At 40.7% G+C, this 17,456-nt stretch carries 18 protein-coding genes; all 18 read left to right on the forward strand.

Translation table 11 applies throughout. The annotated features are described in order from the left end of the window. The first annotated feature begins 85 nt into the window (after positions 1-85). The 18 genes from eutA (at position 86) to AMET_RS01410 (ending at position 17,449) form a co-directional block, all read left to right on the forward strand. A complete protein-coding gene (gene eutA / locus AMET_RS01325; protein WP_011971396.1) occupies positions 86-1,519 on the forward strand; it encodes an ethanolamine ammonia-lyase reactivating factor EutA in 1,434 nt (477 codons plus the stop codon). Between the two features lie 19 nt (positions 1,520-1,538). Continuing rightward, positions 1,539-2,906 carry an ethanolamine ammonia-lyase subunit EutB gene (locus tag AMET_RS01330; protein ID WP_011971397.1) on the forward strand — a complete coding sequence of 456 codons (1,368 nt, stop codon included), beginning with the start codon at positions 1,539-1,541 and terminating at the stop codon, positions 2,904-2,906. A gap of 25 nt (positions 2,907-2,931) precedes the next feature. Next, positions 2,932-3,831, forward strand: a complete 900-nt coding sequence (gene eutC / locus AMET_RS01335; protein WP_011971398.1) for an ethanolamine ammonia-lyase subunit EutC — start codon at positions 2,932-2,934, stop codon at positions 3,829-3,831. Between the two features lie 23 nt (positions 3,832-3,854). Beyond that, positions 3,855-4,508: an ethanolamine utilization microcompartment protein EutL gene (gene eutL, locus AMET_RS01340; protein WP_011971399.1), complete on the forward strand. Its 654-nt coding sequence runs from the start codon at positions 3,855-3,857 to the stop codon at positions 4,506-4,508. A gap of 17 nt (positions 4,509-4,525) precedes the next feature. Then, positions 4,526-5,146, forward strand: coding sequence for a BMC domain-containing protein (locus AMET_RS26780; protein WP_011971400.1), 621 nt, complete (start codon positions 4,526-4,528; stop codon positions 5,144-5,146). Beyond that, positions 5,147-6,598, forward strand: a complete 1,452-nt coding sequence (locus AMET_RS01350) for an acetaldehyde dehydrogenase (acetylating) (RefSeq protein ID WP_011971401.1) — start codon at positions 5,147-5,149, stop codon at positions 6,596-6,598. It abuts the gene before it with no gap. 23 nt (positions 6,599-6,621) lie between these two features. Beyond that, complete coding sequence (gene eutM / locus AMET_RS01355; protein WP_011971402.1) at positions 6,622-6,906, forward strand: ethanolamine utilization microcompartment protein EutM; 285 nt, start codon at positions 6,622-6,624, stop codon at positions 6,904-6,906. Positions 6,907-6,971: 65 nt separating this feature from the next. Beyond that, entirely contained in the window at positions 6,972-7,745 is a 774-nt protein-coding gene (locus AMET_RS01360) for a cobalamin adenosyltransferase (RefSeq protein WP_011971403.1), read from the forward strand. A gap of 18 nt (positions 7,746-7,763) precedes the next feature. After that, the gene (gene pduL, locus AMET_RS01365; RefSeq protein WP_011971404.1) at positions 7,764-8,402 is read left to right on the forward strand and encodes a phosphate propanoyltransferase; all 639 of its coding nucleotides are present in this window, start codon (positions 7,764-7,766) and stop codon (positions 8,400-8,402) included. Positions 8,403-8,417: 15 nt separating this feature from the next. Continuing rightward, positions 8,418-9,239 carry an ethanolamine utilization protein EutJ gene (gene eutJ, locus AMET_RS01370; protein WP_011971405.1) on the forward strand — a complete coding sequence of 274 codons (822 nt, stop codon included), beginning with the start codon at positions 8,418-8,420 and terminating at the stop codon, positions 9,237-9,239. Positions 9,240-9,250: 11 nt separating this feature from the next. Continuing rightward, positions 9,251-9,988, forward strand: a complete 738-nt coding sequence (locus AMET_RS01375) for a hypothetical protein (RefSeq protein WP_011971406.1) — start codon at positions 9,251-9,253, stop codon at positions 9,986-9,988. A gap of 18 nt (positions 9,989-10,006) precedes the next feature. Further along, entirely contained in the window at positions 10,007-10,291 is a 285-nt protein-coding gene (locus AMET_RS01380; protein WP_011971407.1) for a EutN/CcmL family microcompartment protein, read from the forward strand. 11 nt (positions 10,292-10,302) lie between these two features. Beyond that, the gene (locus AMET_RS01385; RefSeq protein WP_011971408.1) at positions 10,303-11,649 is read left to right on the forward strand and encodes an SLBB domain-containing protein; all 1,347 of its coding nucleotides are present in this window, start codon (positions 10,303-10,305) and stop codon (positions 11,647-11,649) included. Continuing rightward, positions 11,646-12,194, forward strand: coding sequence for a BMC domain-containing protein (locus AMET_RS01390; RefSeq protein WP_011971409.1), 549 nt, complete (start codon positions 11,646-11,648; stop codon positions 12,192-12,194). The genes AMET_RS01385 and AMET_RS01390 overlap by 4 nt, the downstream gene beginning before the upstream one ends. A 24-nt stretch (positions 12,195-12,218) precedes the next feature. Then, positions 12,219-13,322, forward strand: a complete 1,104-nt coding sequence (gene eutH, locus AMET_RS01395; RefSeq protein WP_011971410.1) for an ethanolamine utilization protein EutH — start codon at positions 12,219-12,221, stop codon at positions 13,320-13,322. A gap of 118 nt (positions 13,323-13,440) precedes the next feature. Further along, the gene (locus AMET_RS01400) at positions 13,441-14,616 is read left to right on the forward strand and encodes a 1-propanol dehydrogenase PduQ (RefSeq protein ID WP_011971411.1); all 1,176 of its coding nucleotides are present in this window, start codon (positions 13,441-13,443) and stop codon (positions 14,614-14,616) included. Positions 14,617-15,110: 494 nt separating this feature from the next. Continuing rightward, positions 15,111-15,665, forward strand: a complete 555-nt coding sequence (locus AMET_RS01405; protein ID WP_011971412.1) for a TetR-like C-terminal domain-containing protein — start codon at positions 15,111-15,113, stop codon at positions 15,663-15,665. Between the two features lie 182 nt (positions 15,666-15,847). Further along, complete coding sequence (locus AMET_RS01410) at positions 15,848-17,449, forward strand: oleate hydratase (protein ID WP_330368663.1); 1,602 nt, start codon at positions 15,848-15,850, stop codon at positions 17,447-17,449. The last annotated feature ends 7 nt before the right edge of the window (positions 17,450-17,456 follow it).

Below are 17,456 nucleotides of genomic sequence, written 5' to 3' on the forward strand. Positions count from 1 at the left end.
TGTTCAAGGCAATGGGGCCAAGGATCTATGAAAATACATAGATCCTTGGCCCCATTGTCTTTGCAGAAGAAAGGAGGGGAAACTTTTGACGGAAGAGGTTTTTAGTGTAGGGATTGATATTGGTACCTCAACAACTCAATTAGTATTTAGTAAACTGACCATTGAAAACACCGCTTCAATGATGGCGATTCCGAAAATACAAATCATTGACAAAGAGGTCGTTTACAGAAGTGACATACATTTTACTCCCTTGCTATCGGATACAAGAATTGATGGAGATGCCATTAGAAGGATTATTGAATTAGAATATAAAAAAGCAAATATTTCCTTTGAAAAAATAGATACAGGGGCGGTTATTATCACTGGAGAAACTGCCCGGAAGGAAAATGCCAATGAAATCCTCAGCACCCTTAGTGGGCTGGCCGGTGACTTTGTTGTTGCCACTGCAGGACCAGATCTGGAAAGCATTATTGCGGGTAAGGGGGCTGGGGCAGGAAAGTTCTCTAAGGAGAAAGGATGTACTGTTGCCAACCTGGATGTTGGTGGCGGCACAACTAATATCGCTATTTTCAAAAATGGAGAAGTAATTGACACTGCTTGTCTTGATATTGGAGGTAGACTGATTAAGTTTGCCAATGATCAACTGAAAGTAAGCTATGCTTCTGGTAAAATTAAAGTTTTAGCCAAAGAGATAGGCATCGATGTTGAAGTAGGCAACAAATTGTCAGTAGAGGAAGTAGAACGAATCAGTAGAAGAATGGGGGAGGTTTTAGCCGAGAGCATAGGGCTGATCCCTGAAACAACTCTTCTACAGAAGATGCTAACGGGAACCTCCCTAAAGCGGCAGGGAGAAATTGATTGTATTTCCTTTTCCGGGGGCGTGGCAGATTGCATCTTTAACAAAGAGATTGCTCCCCCCTTTAAATATGGTGACATCGGTATTGTTCTTGGTAAATCCATTGCATCTTCCCCTTGGTTAGAAACTGCTAAGGTGATTCAAGCCAGTGAAACCATTGGGGCAACAGTTGTTGGTGCAGGAACCCATACAACAGAGATCAGTGGCAGTACCATTACCATTGAAGCATCGATTTTACCTATGAAAAACATCCCCATTTTAAGGTTAAATCAGGAGGATGAAGAGCTGGTCTATGATCAACTAAGTCATCGTATCGCTGAAAAGCTAGATTGGTTTCGTCTGGAAAATGGACAACAGCTGGTGGCCTTAGCCATGAGGGGGTTGAAGAATCCAAGCTTTAAAGAGATACAAGGATTGGCAAAGGCCATTATAAAAGGGATGGAAAATAAGCTAGGGGAAAAGCAACCACTGATCATTGTGGTGGAACAGGACATGGGAAAAATATTAGGGCAAGGAATCCATGCTCACCTAGCTGGGAAAAGGGATGTGATCTGCATTGATTCGATTAAAGTTGACAATGGGGATTACATTGACATTGGGAAGCCTTTGGCCAATGGGAAGGTAGTGCCTGTTATTGTCAAAACCTTGGTGTTTAATTATTAGTATAGAAGGGAGATACGATATGATACTAAAATCAAAGTTATTTGGTACGGTTTATCAGTTTAAAAGTTTAAATGAAGTGATGGCTAAAGCCAATGAGGAAAGGTCAGGGGATAAACTGGCGGGTCTGGCAGCTGAATCTGTTACAGAAATGGTAGCAGCCAAGGAAGTATTGAGTAATATCACACTAAAGGACATCAGAAACAATCCCGCTGTTCCTTACGAAACAGATGAGGTGACCAGAGTTATCCAAGACGGTGTCAATGAAAAGATTTATAAGGAGATTCAAAACTGGACGGTTTCTGAGCTTAGGGAATGGATTTTAAGCAATGAAACCACCGGTAGTGACATCAAAAGGATAGGTAGGGGGCTCACCAGTGAAATGGTGGCAGCGGTAACTAAATTGATGTCCAATTTAGACTTGGTATATGGTGCTAAAAAAATCATTGTGACGGCCCATTGCAATACAACCATTGGAGAATCAGGGACATTGGCCTATAGACTTCAGCCTAATCATACAACCGACAACATAGAAGGAATCAAGGTATCTCTTTATGAGGGATTAAGCTATGGGGTAGGAGATGCAGTATTGGGATTGAACCCCGTAAATGACACGGTTAACAGTGTTAAAAATGTATTGAATTTGTTTGAAGAAGTCAAGCAAAAATGGCAAATTCCAACCCAAACCTGTGTGCTGGCTCATATCACAACACAGATGGAAGCCATTAGACAGGGAGCACCTTCGGATATGATCTTCCAAAGTATAGCAGGAACTGAAAAAGGTAATGAAGCCTTTGGTTTAAATGACAGTCTTTTATCTGAAGCTCGAGAGCTTGTACTAAAAGAAGGAACCTCTACGGGGCCTAATGTGATGTACTTTGAAACAGGTCAAGGCTCTGAGCTTTCTTCAGATGCCCACATGGGAGTAGACCAAGTCACACTAGAAGCTAGATGCTACGGGTTGGCTAAAAAACACAGTCCCTTCTTGGTGAATACAGTTGTTGGATTTATTGGGCCTGAGTATTTGTACAATAGCAAACAAGTGATGCGTGCAGGGCTGGAGGATCACTTTATGGGTAAGCTGTCGGGGATTCCAATGGGGGTAGATGTATGTTATACCAACCATATGAAGGCTGATCAAAATGACATTGAAAACTTAAGTGTCCTATTAGCCAGCGCTGGATGTAATTTCTTGATCGGAACACCCGCAGGAGATGACATTATGCTTAACTATCAAAGCTCAAGCTTCCATGATGCCGCTACCTTAAGAGAGCTATTGAATCTAACACCAATTCCTGAATTTCAGAAGTGGTTAGAAAAAATGGGAATCTCTGAAAATGGCAGGTTATCAAAGCGAGCAGGAGATGCATCTATTTTTTTTAGTAAATAAATAAAAAGAAAAAGGAGGCCTTCGATTGATTTCAGAACAAGCAGTTAAAGAAATGGTTCAGCAGATAGTTGAACAAATGACCATAGGTCAAAAGCAGACTACTGAAGACAAGTATACCCAAGAAACAGATGGAAAGGAACAACCAGAAATATGTATAGAGGATAAGAACCTAAAGGATTTAACTGAAATTAAGATGCAGGATTATTTTGCAGTACCCAATCCAGAAAATAAGGAAGTCTATTTAGGACTTAAGGAACAGACTCCTGCCAGGGTTGGTATTTGGAGAACCGGGTCTCGTAATTCTACAGAGACATTGTTGCGGTTTCGGGCAGATCATGCGGTTGCCATGGACGCCGTTTTCACCTATGTTTCTGAAGAACTTTTAGAAGAAGTGGGATTGTTTTCAGTGAACACCCTATGCCGTAATAAGGATGAATATATGACAAGACCTGATTTAGGCAGAAAATTTAGTCAAGAAACCATTGAAATGATTAAGGAAAAGTGTGTGAAAAGTCCACAAGTACAAATTTACGTTTCTGATGGTTTGAGCTCCACAGCCATTGAGGCCAATATTAAGGATATTCTACCTTCTATTATGCAAGGATTAGAGAATGAGGGACTCAAGGTAGGAACCCCATTTTTTGTGAAACATGGTAGGGTACCAGCCATGGATGTGATCTCAGAAACCCTTGATGCTGGAGCAACCGTGGTGTTAATTGGTGAAAGACCAGGGTTGGCTACGGGAGAAAGCATGAGCTGTTATATGACCTATGGTGGAACTGTAGGGATGCCTGAGTCCAGAAGAACAGTGATATCCAATATTCATAGGGGAGGCACACCAGCCACTGAAGCAGGTGCCCATATTGCACAAATTGTCAAGGAAATGATAAACCAAAAAGCAAGTGGATTAGATCTCAAGCTATAAGTCTAAAGAATGGAGTGAATAAGATGAAAAATGATGCATTACGTGCCTCGGTCCTGAGTGCAAAAATCATTTCCAATGCAAGTCCTGATATGATAAAGGAACTAAAGCTAGAGCCGGGACATAGGAGTATTGGAATCCTTACAGCTGATAGTGACGATGTGCTTTATACAGCTCTGGATGAAGCCACGAAAAAAGCAGATATTAAAGTGGCTTATGCAAAGTCCTTTTATGGGGGGGCGGCCAATGCCAATACCAAGTTGGCAGGAGAGGTCATTGGCATCATCTCTGGACCGAATCCCGCTGAAGTAAGAAGTGGATTGGATGCTGTAATCGATTTTGCTGAAAATAATGCTTGCTTTTATAGTGCAAATGAGGATGATTCCATTGCCTATTATGCCCATTGTATCTCTAGAACAGGATCTTATTTATCCGAGGTTGCAGGAATCAAAGAGGGTGAAGCCATAGCCTATGTGATCGCTCCTCCCATGGAAGCAATATATGCCCTAGATGCTGCCATGAAAGCAGCGGATGTTGAAATGGTATGTTTCTATGGACCTCCTTCTGAAACCAATTTTGGTGGGGGATTATTGACTGGAAGCCAATCTGCATGTAAAGCTGCATGCGATGCTTTTGCTGAAGCTGTTAAGTTTGTGGCGGATAATCCTACAAAATATTAAAGTGAGTTGAGTTTATTATGAGTAACAACGCATTGGGACTTTTAGAAACCTACGGCTACACTCCGTCAATTGTAGCACTGGACGCTGCCTTGAAGACAGCAAATGTGACATTGAAGGACTTTCAAATCACTGGTGGTGGGCTGGTGACCATGATGGTGGAGGGAGATGTGGCAGCTGTTCAAGCGGCTATTGAAGCTGGAAACATAGCGGCAGAAACCATAGGCCGTGTGATTTCCCAGCATGTGATCCCGAGGCCTGATATCGGGTTGAAGTCTTTACTACAAAGCCATGAGGGAAAAAATAAACAGCCAGTAGAGGGACCTGTCTCCATCAGCCTAGATGAGGAATCTCAGGAGTTGGAGGAAAAGGAAGCCACTCAGGAGCTGGAGGAAGCGCCATCTCAGAAATTAGAGGAAGTAGAAATACAAAACAAGAGTGAAAATCCAGGGAATCACCATAATGGAAAAGAGATCAAAATAAGGTCTAAAAAAGATCTCAATAGAATGAAGGTAGTAGAGCTGAGAAAGATGGCTAGGGGATTAGATGGTTTTTCCATGGAAGCAAAAACCATCAAATTTGCTAATAAATCAGAGTTGGTAGCCGCTCTATTAAGTCATTTTAGAATGGAGGTAGAATAATTGCAATTACAAGATAAGGATTTGTTATCCATACAAGAGGTAAGAGACATGGTGTCAAAAGCCAATAAGGCTCAGACGGAATTCTCTAAGTTCAGCCAAGAGGCCATTGATGAAATCGTCTATGGGATGAAGCAAGCTGCCTATAGCCAAGCAGAATTTCTTGGGAAATTTGCCTCTGAGGAAACAGGGTTTGGAAAATGGCAGGACAAGAAAACAAAAAATGAAATTGCCAGTGAAGGTGTATATAATCATATTCAAAACATGAAAACCATTGGTGTGATACATGAGGACGCTGAAAAGAAGATTGTTGAAATTGGAACACCGGTGGGGACGATTGCAGCATTGATTCCCTCTACGAATCCAACTTCCACTGTCATCTATAAAGCACTTATTGCTTTAAAATCTGGTAATGCCATTATTTTCAGTCCACATCCAAGTGGATTGAAAAGTATTTTGAAGACAGTAGAGATTTTAAATAAAGCTGCTGTAGAGGCGGGAGCACCAGATGGTTTACTCCATTGCATGACCCTGCCAAGCATGGAGGGAACTAGCGAGCTGATGAAGCATAGTGGTGTGGATTTGATTTTAGCCACTGGAGGTTCGGCCATGGTGAAGGCTGCCTATAGCTCTGGAACACCAGCCCTAGGAGTTGGACCTGGTAATGTTCCTGTATTTATTGAAAGAAGTGCTGATATAAAAGAAGCAATAGGGAAAATATTTTCCAGTAAGACCTTTGACAATGGAACTGTATGTGCATCGGAGCAAGCCATTGTCACAGAAAGATGCATTAGTGAAAAGGTGAAGGAAGAAGTAAAACGCCAAGGTGGGTACTTTCTAGTTGGAGAGCAGCTGGAAAAGGTAACCGCAATCATGGAGACTGTCACAGGGGGAATGAATCCTAAAATTGTAGGAAGGTCTGCCCAAGATATTGCAACAATTGCAGGAATTGAAATTCCAAAGGAGACAAAAATACTTCTCTGTGAAGAACAAAATGTTGGGAAGAATGTTCCTTTTTCTAAGGAAAAGCTGACTGCCCTTTTAGGGTTCTATACAGTGGAAGATTGGCAGAAAGGCTGTGAGCTTTGCTACGCCCTATTAGAAAATGGGGGCCTAGGACATACCCTGGCCATTCATTCTCAGGATGAATCCATTATTAGGGAGTTTGCTCTTAAAAAGCCAGTTTCTAGAATCCTAGTCAACACCCCATCAACCCAAGGTGCCATTGGGCTTAGCACGAACCTAGCACCATCCTTTACCTTAGGCTGTGGAGCTATTGGTGGAAGTGCTACATCAGATAATGTGGGACCGATGAACTTGATCAATATCCGAAGAATGGCCTATGGAATAGACGATTGTAGAGAAAGAGAAACCCAAGATTCAAAAGAATTAAGTAGTATAGATATTGAAGTAATTACCCAATTAGTAATGGAAAGTTTAAAAAATAAAATATAACTAACTTAGAGGAGGAATTTTAAATGGCAATTTCAAACGCGTTAGGAATGATTGAAACAAAAGGATTAGTAGGTGCAATTGAGGCAGCAGATGCAATGGTGAAGGCTGCAAATGTAACATTATTAGGTAAAGAACATGTTGGTGGTGGTTTAGTCACAGTAATGGTAAGAGGAGATGTTGGTGCAGTTAAAGCGGCAACAGATGCTGGAGCCGCAGCTGCAGAGAGAGTGGGAGAACTAATGTCTGTACACGTGATTCCAAGACCTCATGGTGAAGTGGAAACGATTCTTCCGCAAATCAAAGAATAAAGATAAGCTCCTCCTGGATCAATGCTTGATCTGGGAGGTTTTAATTGATAAAAGGGAGGGATCCTATGAAGGTTTTGACAGAAACCAGTCTTCGAATGGAGTTCAAAAACAAGTTTCCAAAAACCTATTCGATCAATTCGGGGATATTAGTAACGCCTTCAGCGAAGCAATATTTAAAGGAAAAGAGAATAGAGCTAATCGTAGAAGAAGAACAGGATCTAGAAAAACAAGAGGTGGTATCAACAGACCCAAAGGAAGTAAATCAAAAACAAAAACAACAGGTCCTTCCTAAATACAAATGTTATTTTAGTGGAGGATTTTTTGAAAGTAAGCCTGAGCATATGACGCAGCTACATGGAAATTTTCTAGTCAATAAGGATCATCCTAGAATTGTACTCAGAGGGAAGCTAGACAGTTTTCAGGCTCAGATTTTAGAGGTGCAGGTAATTTTAAATAATCGCAAGGAGAAAAAGCTTCTAGCAGATTTATCCGAAGTACTCACATTTGTTAGAAGTATTTTAAGAGCCGAAGTGCTAGAGGAGCCCTTTAACCAATGTGAAATATTGGGATTAGGGGAGGCGGAGTTAAGAAAAATGTCCCACAATCCAGAGCAGTTTTTTGATGTCAATCATTTTCTTCCAGATTATTCTATGGGAACAGTATTGATAAAATTAAATTCATTGAGAAGTGCTGCTAGAGAAGTGGAGATAGTGGGGGTCAAAGCCTTTACTGGAGCCAATGGAGATATAAAAAGAGTCGATATGATTCAAGCACTGAATCGACTCAGTAGCTGTTTGTATATTATGATGTGCCGCTGGCAAGGTGGGTACTACAAGTAGGAGGTGTAGAAGCTAGCCATGAAGGAAGAACAGATTAAGCAAATTGTAGAGCAGGTTATTAAGACATTTGAAGAGGCTCAATCAGTCCCAATGGAAGTTCCAGTGGAAGTTTCTGCTAGACACATCCATTTGAGCAAAGAACACATTTCGTTGCTATTTGGAAGCGAAGATCAATTGAGTATAATAAAAGAATTGTCCCAGCCCGGGCAATTCCAATATGATAAACGAGTTACATTAATTGGACCTAAGGGGTCCATTGGAAATGTTGCTATTTTAGGACCTAGTCGAGATGAAACCCAAGTGGAAATATCCTATACTGATGCGAGAGCCCTGGGAATCAAACCGCCCCTTAGGGAGTCGGGAGATTTACAGGATACAGCGGGAATTATTATTGCGACGGGACATAAGGCCATCAATTTAGAGGGAGGGGTCATGATTGCCAAACGACACATTCATATGACACCTAAGGATGCTGAAGTCTTTCATGTAAAGGATGGAGAGCACGTGAAGGTGAGGATTGAAAGTAAGCGGCCTATTGTTTTGGAGGATGTCCTGGTGAGGGTCAATGAAAAATACGGGTTAAGTATGCATATTGATCATGATGAAGGAAATGCTGCGGCCTATCAGCCGGGAACCACAGGGAAAATGATAAAATAATTGGAGGGTTAACAAGTGGATTTCACACAAGTAAATGATCTGGTGAGCCAAGTTGAAAAATCGATTCATGAGACTTTTCCCTTTGATAGAAGCAAGGAGCTATTGGTAGGGGTTGATTTAGGAACAGCATATGTTGTGATTGTGGTACTAGATCAACAGAATAATCCAATTGCCTGTGAAATGGAATTTGCTCAGGTGGTAAGGGATGGTCTAGTGGTGGACTATATAGGAGCCACTCAAATTGTACGGAAACTTAAGGAAAAGCTAGAGAAGAGGCTTGGACAGTCTTTGCTGAAAGCAGCCATTGCCTTGCCACCGGGGACGGGGTCAAAGGATAGTAGAACCCATAACTATGTGGTGGAGGGGGCAGGGCTAGAGGTTGTGTCTGTTGTAGATGAGCCCACTGCTGCTAATAATGTTCTTCAAGTAAAAAATGGCGTGATTGTTGATATTGGTGGGGGGACGACGGGTTTATCCATTATTAAAAATGATGAGGTTATCCATACTGTGGATGAAGCCACAGGGGGAACTCATCTTAGTCTGGTCCTAGCGGGCAATTACCGTGTGAAGTTTGAAGAGGCGGAGAAAATCAAAAAAGATCCAACACGGAAAAAAGAAGTATTAGCCATTGTAAGGCCTGTAATTCAAAAAATGGCATCGATTATTCAAAACAATATAGTGGATTATGATGTAGAGACAATTTATTTAGTAGGGGGAACCTGTTGCTTAGACGGCTTTGAAGATGTAGTTGAAAAAGAGACGGGAATTTCCACCCAAAAACCACATAACCCTTTTTTGGTGACCCCCTTAGGGATTGCTATGAATTGTAGAGAATAGGGAGTGATTTAATGGAGATAGAAGTATTGGTTCAAAAGATAACAGAGGAAGTAATGAAACAGCTTAAAGGAAGACAAAAAAATGAAAAACCTCAATTCTCGAAAAAAGCCCTGATACTTTCGGATAAAAATCCAATAAACAAACAAGAGATAAGGCAATTGGAGACCATGGGGGTTGAATGTGTATCTTTAGGAGAATGTCCTGAAGATGAAATAAGAAACATGGATTATATTATCCTGTTGACCCTGCCCTTAAGCAGTTTAAGCTATATTGCTAGAGGGGTTGAGGGAGATGAGATTTCTAAAGGTGCCATTGGAGGTCTGTTATATGGAAAAGAGATTTTTGTTTTGTGTGAAGGAATAGAGCACAGAAAGTTTGAACAAACCAGTCAGCATCATTTCTATCAGATGTATATGGACTATGAAAAGAAGCTGCAGGGCTTTGGTGTTAAAATAGGGACCCTAAAGAAAATATTGTCTCTTCTTAACCAAAAACCACAGCAGGAGCAATCCTCCACAGAAGCGATAAAGCAAGCTGAAGAAATCAGAAAAACTGAAGAATCAGTGAAAACAGAGCAAGTAGATGAAAAAGAAAGCCCTTTGATAAGTAATAAACTGATTACTGAGAATACATTGAAGGAAATGGGCTGCAGAGAAAAAAGCAGGATTTCCATTACTGCAAAGGCAATCGTTACCCCCATGGCAAATGATTATATTAGAATGATGAAGATACAAGTTATTAGAGTGTAGTGAGGAAGGAAGATTGAATTGATTATAGGAAAGGTAATCGGTAATGTATGGGCCACTAGAAAAGATGAAACCTTAAATGGGTTAAAGCTTTTAGTGATTGAATCCATAGATTATGGTAGAAACCAAAGAGGAGAGTCCTTTGTAGCAGTGGACGGCGTCGGTGCGGGCATTGGAGAACGGGTCTTGGTTGTAAAAGGAAATGCCGCAAGGAAGGCCCTTCAAAAAGAGGGTGCGGCGGTGGATGCCACAATAGTAGGGATCATAGATGAGGTAGAAGTGACATTACAAAATAACAGTGAGTAAGGGGGGGGACGATGGATATTTTAGAAAAGATATTTGAAGCCGGCGTTGTTGGAGCAGGTGGAGCTGGTTTTCCAACCCATATTAAGCTTGATGGTGTGGCAGAGTACCTACTGGTTAATGCAGTGGAGTGCGAACCCCTACTAGAAACCGATAAGTTTATCACACGACATAAGAGTGAAGAAATTATTAAAGCCATGGAAATCATGGGGAATCACATCCAAGCAAAGGAAATGGTTATTGGGTTAAAGAAAAAAAACACCAAAGAAATTCAAGCACTAAGAGAAGCGATACAATGCTTGAAATCTAAGGTAACACTTCATTTGGTTGAAAATTTTTATCCCGCAGGGGATGAGCAAATGCTAGTCTACGAAATCACCAAAAGGCAAGTACCTCCAGGGGGAATCCCTAAGGATGTGGGTGTTGTGGTATGTAATGTAGGGACAGTGGTCAATATTTATGAAGCCTTAAATGAAAAACCTGTTACTCATAAATTGGTGACGATCTTAGGAGAAGTGAAAAACCCCTCTATGGTGTACGCACCTATTGGAACTCCCATTGAGAAGTGTATCGAAATGGTGGGAGGACCAACCATACAGGCGTATCGCATTGTCCTAGGGGGGCCCATGATGGGCAGGGTAATCGAAAAAAGTCAGTTAAATCAAGAGGTGGTCACCAAGACAACCGGTGGGATCATTGTACTTCCTGAAGAACATTTTATGTTAAGGGATAAACAACAGGATTTGACACAAATGATTAATAGAAGTCGATCTACTTGTATCCAATGCTCTCTTTGTACGGATCTATGTCCAAGAAATTTAATTGGCCATCCCCTACGACCCCATCGAATCATGAGAACCCTGTCGGGAGATAAGGAGCAGTATGGGGTACTGAAGGAAGCCCTTTTATGCTGTGAGTGCGGTGTATGCGAGGTATATGCCTGTCCCATGGGGCAAACTCCAAAAAACATTAACGTAGAAATCAAAAATCTTCTTCGCCAGGAGGGCATAAGATATTCAGATACATCCGTGAAAAATGAAGTTAATGGGATGCGTGAATATAGAAAAGTGCCAGCTGAAAGACTTTTAGCTAGATTAGAGCTTTCTGGGTATGCAGATCAGGTTAAGGATGGGTACTGTTCTATTGAGCCTCATCGGGTAAAAATACCACTGAAACAACACATTGGAAAGCCTGCAACACCTATTGTTGAGGTGGGAAGTTTAGTAGAAAAAGGGCAATTGATTGCCAGGGTAAATGCAGGGGATTTAGGAGCTAATATCCATGCCAGTATGCAAGGTGTGGTTAGTGAGATCAATGAGTTTATCTGGATTGAGGCTGGAGAAAAGGCGGTGATACAATGATAAAAACCATAGGATTAATAGAATTAAATAGCATTGCCAAGGGAATAGAAACCGGTGATGCCATGGTTAAGACAGCCAATGTAGAGTTATTAAAGGCCCACTCTGTCTGTCCTGGTAAGTACATTTTACTGATATGCGGCGATGTGGGAGCTGTTGAAACAGCCATAGAGACTGGAATCAAAATAGGTGGAGGATACGTTGTTGATCATCTCATTTTACCTAGTATACATCCCCAATTAATCGATGCCATCCATGGTACCAATAGTGTACAAGAAGTGAGTGCCATTGGGGTGCTGGAATTTTTTAATATCGCCACATCTATTGTTGCGGCAGATGCTGCTGCCAAGGCTGCTGCTGTAACCCTTATGGAAATTCGCTTAGGTCTTTCTATAGGGGGCAAGTCCTTTGTTACATTATGCGGGGATGTCAGTTCTGTTCAGGAGGCGGTGGAAGCTGGGGCGACAATAGGTAAGGAAAAGGGGATGTTAGTAGAAAAATGTGTCATTCCATCTCCACGAAAAGAGCTATTTGAAAAACTATTATAAAATTTGAAGGAAGAGGTGTATTGGATGAACATTAATGAAATTATTGTCTATATTATGGTTGGATTTATGGTATTGGGTGCGTTAGATAAAATCATAGGCAACAAATATGGTTTAGGAGAAAAGTTTGATGAAGGAATGATCGCAATGGGGTCTTTAGCTGTTGCAATGGTCGGAGTTGTTTCTTTAGCTCCAGTTTTAGCGACAATTTTGGAGCCAATGGTTGTACCAGTTTATACATTTTTAGGTGCAGACCCTGCTATGTTTGCAACCACATTATTAGCTAATGATATGGGTGGATACCCTCTGGCCATGCAGTTGGCCCAAACTCAGGAGGCAGGGCTATTTGCTGGATTAATCCTAGGAGCCATGATGGGACCAACGATTGTGTTCACAATACCTGTGGCCCTGGGCATTATTAAAAAAGAAGATCACAAATATTTAGCAACAGGGGTTTTAGCAGGGATGGTGACGATTCCCATAGGCGCTTTTGTTGGTGGCGTGGTGGCTGGATTTGATATTTCAATGATTTTAAGCAACCTAGTCCCTATTATTTTAGTTTCTTTATTGCTTTCTCTTGGATTATGGAAGATGCCTGAGAAAATGATTAAAGGATTTACTGTTTTTGGTAAAGGTGTTGTGGTGGTGATTACAATCGGTTTGGCGGCTATTATTGTGGAAACCTTAACGGGTTTTGTGGTAATCCCTGGCATGGCACCAATATCCGATGGAATCGAAATCGTAGGGGAGATTGCCATTATGCTAGCAGGGGCCTTCCCAATGGTTTATGTGGTCACCAAGGTATTTAATAAGCCTCTTATGAAGATGGGGAAACTATTGGGAATGGGAGATGTTGCTGCTGCAGGCATGGTAGCTACTCTAGCCAATAATATTCCGATGTTTGGATTAATGAAGGATATGGATAATCGTGGGAAAATCATTAATGTTGCCTTTGCAGTCAGTGCTTCCTTTGTTCTAGGAGATCATCTTGGATTTACTGCTGGTGTCAACCAAGATATGATTTTCCCAATGGTAGTAGGTAAAATGGTAGGTGGCGTGACTGCTGTTATGGTGGCTATTTTTATTGCCAACAAAAGCATGTCAAAGGAAGATGCAGTTAAGCAACACTAAAACGAAACAAGAGGGAAAATAGGAAAAATAGGAAACAAAACGAAAAGAACATTAAAAACCATGCCAATGAATAGAGGGCTAAAGCCTCTTAAGGATGTTGGGGAAAGGAGGTGCCTTCTTGAAGAATTTTAAAGAAATGACTGAAATTGTACATGGAATTGATGCAATACAATACTTGGAAAGATTCAAAAATAAAAGGGCTTGCATTGTCACCGATCCCACAATGGTTCAATTGAAAGTTGTTGACCGTGTAACCGAAATTTTTGATAGAAATAAGATAGACTATGATGTGTTTTCTGAAGTGGAGCCAGATCCCTCCTTTGGGGTTGTCTACAAAGGTTTAAATCACATTATTAAAAACAAACCAGAGCTACTCATTGCAGTGGGAGGTGGTTCTGCCATTGATGCCGCTAAGGCCATCATGTATTTTTGTATTAAAATTAAAGAAAGCTTATTGGATACCCAAGAAATACCCAAGCCTTTTTTTATTGCAATACCTACTACTAGTGGTACGGGATCTGAGGTCACAGCCTATTCTGTGATAACAGATAAAGAAAAGAATATAAAAATCCCCATCATTGACTCTTTAATGGTACCTGATGTGGCTATATTAGATCCTATATTCACCAAAACCATACCATCCCATGTTACAGCAGATACAGGAATTGATGTCTTGACCCACTGCGTTGAGGCTTATGTTTCTAAGGATGCTTCGGATTTTACTGATGCCCTAGTTGAAAAAGCCACTGTCCAGGTGTTTCGGTATTTACCAGTAGCCTACAAGGATGGGTCTAATATGGAAGCTAGAGAAAAGCTTCACAATGCTTCTTGTATGGCAGGAATTGCCTTTACAAATGCTGGATTAGGAATTAATCATAGTATGGCCCATAGTTTAGGGAGTCATTTTAAGATGTCCCATGGTCGGAGCAATGCCATATTAATGCCCTATATTATTGCATTTAATAGTAAAGGTCAGGATAAAACCGGGTATAATCCAGCAGCAGTGAAATACGCTGAGCTGGCAAAATACATAGGGCTTCCCAACTCTACAGTCGAAACAGGGGTCTTGGGTTTAATTGAAGCCATCAAAGTCATGAAGATCGCCATGGGAATTCCTGCAACTATAAAAGAAGCTGGTGTGGATCGGGAAAGCTTCATGAATTCATTGGATGAAATTTCTGCCATGGCATTGGAAGACATTTGCACTAGTAGTAATCCAAAGAAAGTCTCTAAAGAGGATATTAAAAACATTTATTTAGAAGCCTATGATAGAAACTCCGGTTTATCTTTTTGACATTTACGAAAGGTTTTTTAATTGACTTTTAGAGCTCTACATATCGTAGAGAGACAAGTTCGTTTAATGAAATAAGAAAAGAGCATTTCCTTAGAGCTTCATGATTAGGGAAATGCTCTTTTTATACAATCAACAGCTCTTAAGAATAGACATTATGGATATTTAAAGGTCTTTTTTGTTTTCATAAAAATAATAATCTTATATGGACATCTTCACAAATTATAAATCAGGGTAAGGATGTCTAGTGGAATTGATCTTAATAATCAGTTAAGAAATAGTCCTCGAAATTTAGTTTATAATGATATGTATAGTGAATAAATAAGTATAACAGAGTCTCCCTCTTATTTGAAAAAGAGAGGCTGTTTTATACTTACTTTATATTTGCCTATTGGATACAAAGGAATAGGATGGTCATTTGTCATTAACAATGATGAATTTAGATGATTTAATTTACATACAGTTGTTCTGAAATTTAGAAAAAGGATGTGAGTAAAGTGACCCAGACAACAAAGAAGGCTATGGCAGCATCCCTTAAAGAGCGCTTGGAAAAAACAACGCTTCAAAACATTACGGTGAAGGATATTGTGAAAGATTGCGAAATCAACCGTCAGACATTTTACTATCATTTTCAGGATAGCTTTGCCTTAATGGAATGGATTTTTGAAACAGAAGGTACGAAAGCAATTTCTAACAATAAAACCTATGACACCTGGGAACGAGGATTTTTACAGGCATTTCAGTATGTGGAACAAAACAAAATGCTTGTACTTAATGCATATCATTCTATGGGTCGTGAACACGTAGAGCGGTACTTGTATAGTGTGGTTTACAGGTTGCTGATAAATGTAATCAATGAGCAAGCGAAAGGTATGAATGTACCTGAAGATGACAAGGGGTTTATTGCTCATTTTTATAAGTATGTCTTTGTAGGGCTAATGTTGGAGTGGATTCATCAAGGTATGAAAGAGTGTCCAAAGGATATTGTCGATAGGTTGAGTAAATTGATTACAGGGGATATCCATAAGGCGCTACTTAAGTATGAGCAGTAAAGCATATATGCAGGTTGGTTTTATAGAATCGATTTTAGACAAACAAGCATAAATGTCGAAAAACTTGACAATCAAGGCGTGGTGTTGGAATTTTAGGCACTGCGCCTTCACTGTCTATAGTGTGTCTCAATAGGATTGTTTACAATGGAGTTACAAGAAAAAACCTTGTAAATAACATTTTATTGGAGGGAATAACCATGAAAAAAGATTATGGGAACAAACAAGTTTATTTTGTAGGAGGAGGGATCGCTTCACTTGCAGGTGCGGCTTATCTGATCCGAGATTGTCACTTCAAAGGAGAAAACATCCACATTCTGGAGGGTATGCATATCCTGGGAGGCTCTAATGACGGAATGGGTACTCCAGAGGATGGATTCGTATGTCGAGGAGGCAGGATGCTTAACGAGGAAACTTATGAAAACTTCTGGGAGCTTTTTTCCTCGATACCTTCTATTGAACATGAGGGCATGAGCGTAACTGATGAAATTCTTGCATTTGACCATGCTCATCCTACCCACGCTAATGCACGTCTTATCAATAAAGACGGTGAAGTTTTAGATGTGATGAGTATGGGATTTGATAAAGAAGACCAGATGGCAATGGGAAAACTGCTTTTGACACCAGAAGAAAAGTTGGATCATCTGAAAATATCAGATTGGTTCGGTCCACATTTCTTTGAGACAAATTTCTGGTATATGTGGCAAACCACCTTTGCTTTCCAAAAATGGTCTAGTTTGTTTGAATTCCAACGTTATATGTTCCGTATGATATTTGAATTCTCTCGTATTCAAACATTAGAAGGGGTCACCAGAACACCATATAACCAATATGAATCTATCATTTTACCAATGAAAGCATATCTAGATGACCATGGAGTAGATTTTACGATCAAATGTACGGTCACTGACCTTGACTTCAAGGAAGGTGAAGGGATCACTGTGACTACCATTCATTATCAGGATCAAGATGGTGATGGCATCATTCGGCTTCAAGAAGATGATATTTGCATCGTCACCAACGGTTGTATGACTGACGGTGCAACATTAGGTGATTTGTATACACCAGCACCTCTTAAACCTGAACATCCAATTTCTGGTGATCTGTGGGCCAATATCGCAGCCAAGAAAAGTGGTCTTGGTGATCCGAAACCTTTCTTTGGCAACGCGGAAGAAACCAACTGGGAATCCTTTACTGTAACCATGAAGGGAAACAAATTACTGAAAATGATTGAGAAGTATTCACGTAATGTTCCTGGTAGCGGTGCACTGATGACGTTTAAGGATTCTAGCTGGCTTATGTCCATGGTTGTGGCAGCACAGCCCCATTTCAAAGCCCAAACTGCCGATGAAACGATATTCTGGGGATATGCTCTGCATACTAATAAAGTTGGTGATTATGTGAAGAAGCCTATGCGTGACTGTACTGGCGAGGAAATGCTCATCGAACTACTGCATCATCTACATTTTGATGAGGAGATGGATGAAATCATGAAGGATGTTGTCAATGTGATCCCTTGCATGATGCCCTACATTATCTCTCAGTTTCAGCCGAGAGCCATGACGGACAGACCACAGGTTGTACCTGAAGGGTCTACTAACCTGGCTATGATCAGTCAATTTGTTGAAATCCCTGAAGACATGGTGTTCACCGAGGAATTTTCTGTTCGTGCAGCTCGTATTGCGGTGTATACATTGATGGGCTTAGATAAAAAGATCTGTCCTGTCACACCACATCGCTATGATGTTCGAACACTGTTAAAAGCACTGAACACCTGCTATAGATAAAGGAGGA

The organism is Alkaliphilus metalliredigens QYMF (assembly GCF_000016985.1).
Taxonomy (GTDB): domain Bacteria; phylum Bacillota; class Clostridia; order Peptostreptococcales; family Natronincolaceae; genus Alkaliphilus_A; species Alkaliphilus_A metalliredigens.

Bases quoted from the DNA above. Each gene is read 5' to 3' on its own strand.
- AMET_RS01390 (WP_011971409.1), top strand. From the start codon at position 11,646: ATGATAAAAACCATAGGATTAATAGAATTAAATAGCATTGCCAAGGGA.
- AMET_RS01375 (WP_011971406.1), top strand. From the start codon at position 9,251: ATGGAGATAGAAGTATTGGTTCAAAAGATAACAGAGGAAGTAATGAAA.
- AMET_RS01360 (WP_011971403.1), top strand. From the start codon at position 6,972: ATGAAGGTTTTGACAGAAACCAGTCTTCGAATGGAGTTCAAAAACAAG.
- AMET_RS26780 (WP_011971400.1), top strand. From the start codon at position 4,526: ATGAGTAACAACGCATTGGGACTTTTAGAAACCTACGGCTACACTCCG.
- AMET_RS01330 (WP_011971397.1), top strand. From the start codon at position 1,539: ATGATACTAAAATCAAAGTTATTTGGTACGGTTTATCAGTTTAAAAGT.
- AMET_RS01385 (WP_011971408.1), top strand. From the start codon at position 10,303: ATGGATATTTTAGAAAAGATATTTGAAGCCGGCGTTGTTGGAGCAGGT.
- eutH (WP_011971410.1), top strand. From the start codon at position 12,219: ATGAACATTAATGAAATTATTGTCTATATTATGGTTGGATTTATGGTA.
- eutL (WP_011971399.1), top strand. From the start codon at position 3,855: ATGAAAAATGATGCATTACGTGCCTCGGTCCTGAGTGCAAAAATCATT.
- eutM (WP_011971402.1), top strand. From the start codon at position 6,622: ATGGCAATTTCAAACGCGTTAGGAATGATTGAAACAAAAGGATTAGTA.
- pduL (WP_011971404.1), top strand. From the start codon at position 7,764: ATGAAGGAAGAACAGATTAAGCAAATTGTAGAGCAGGTTATTAAGACA.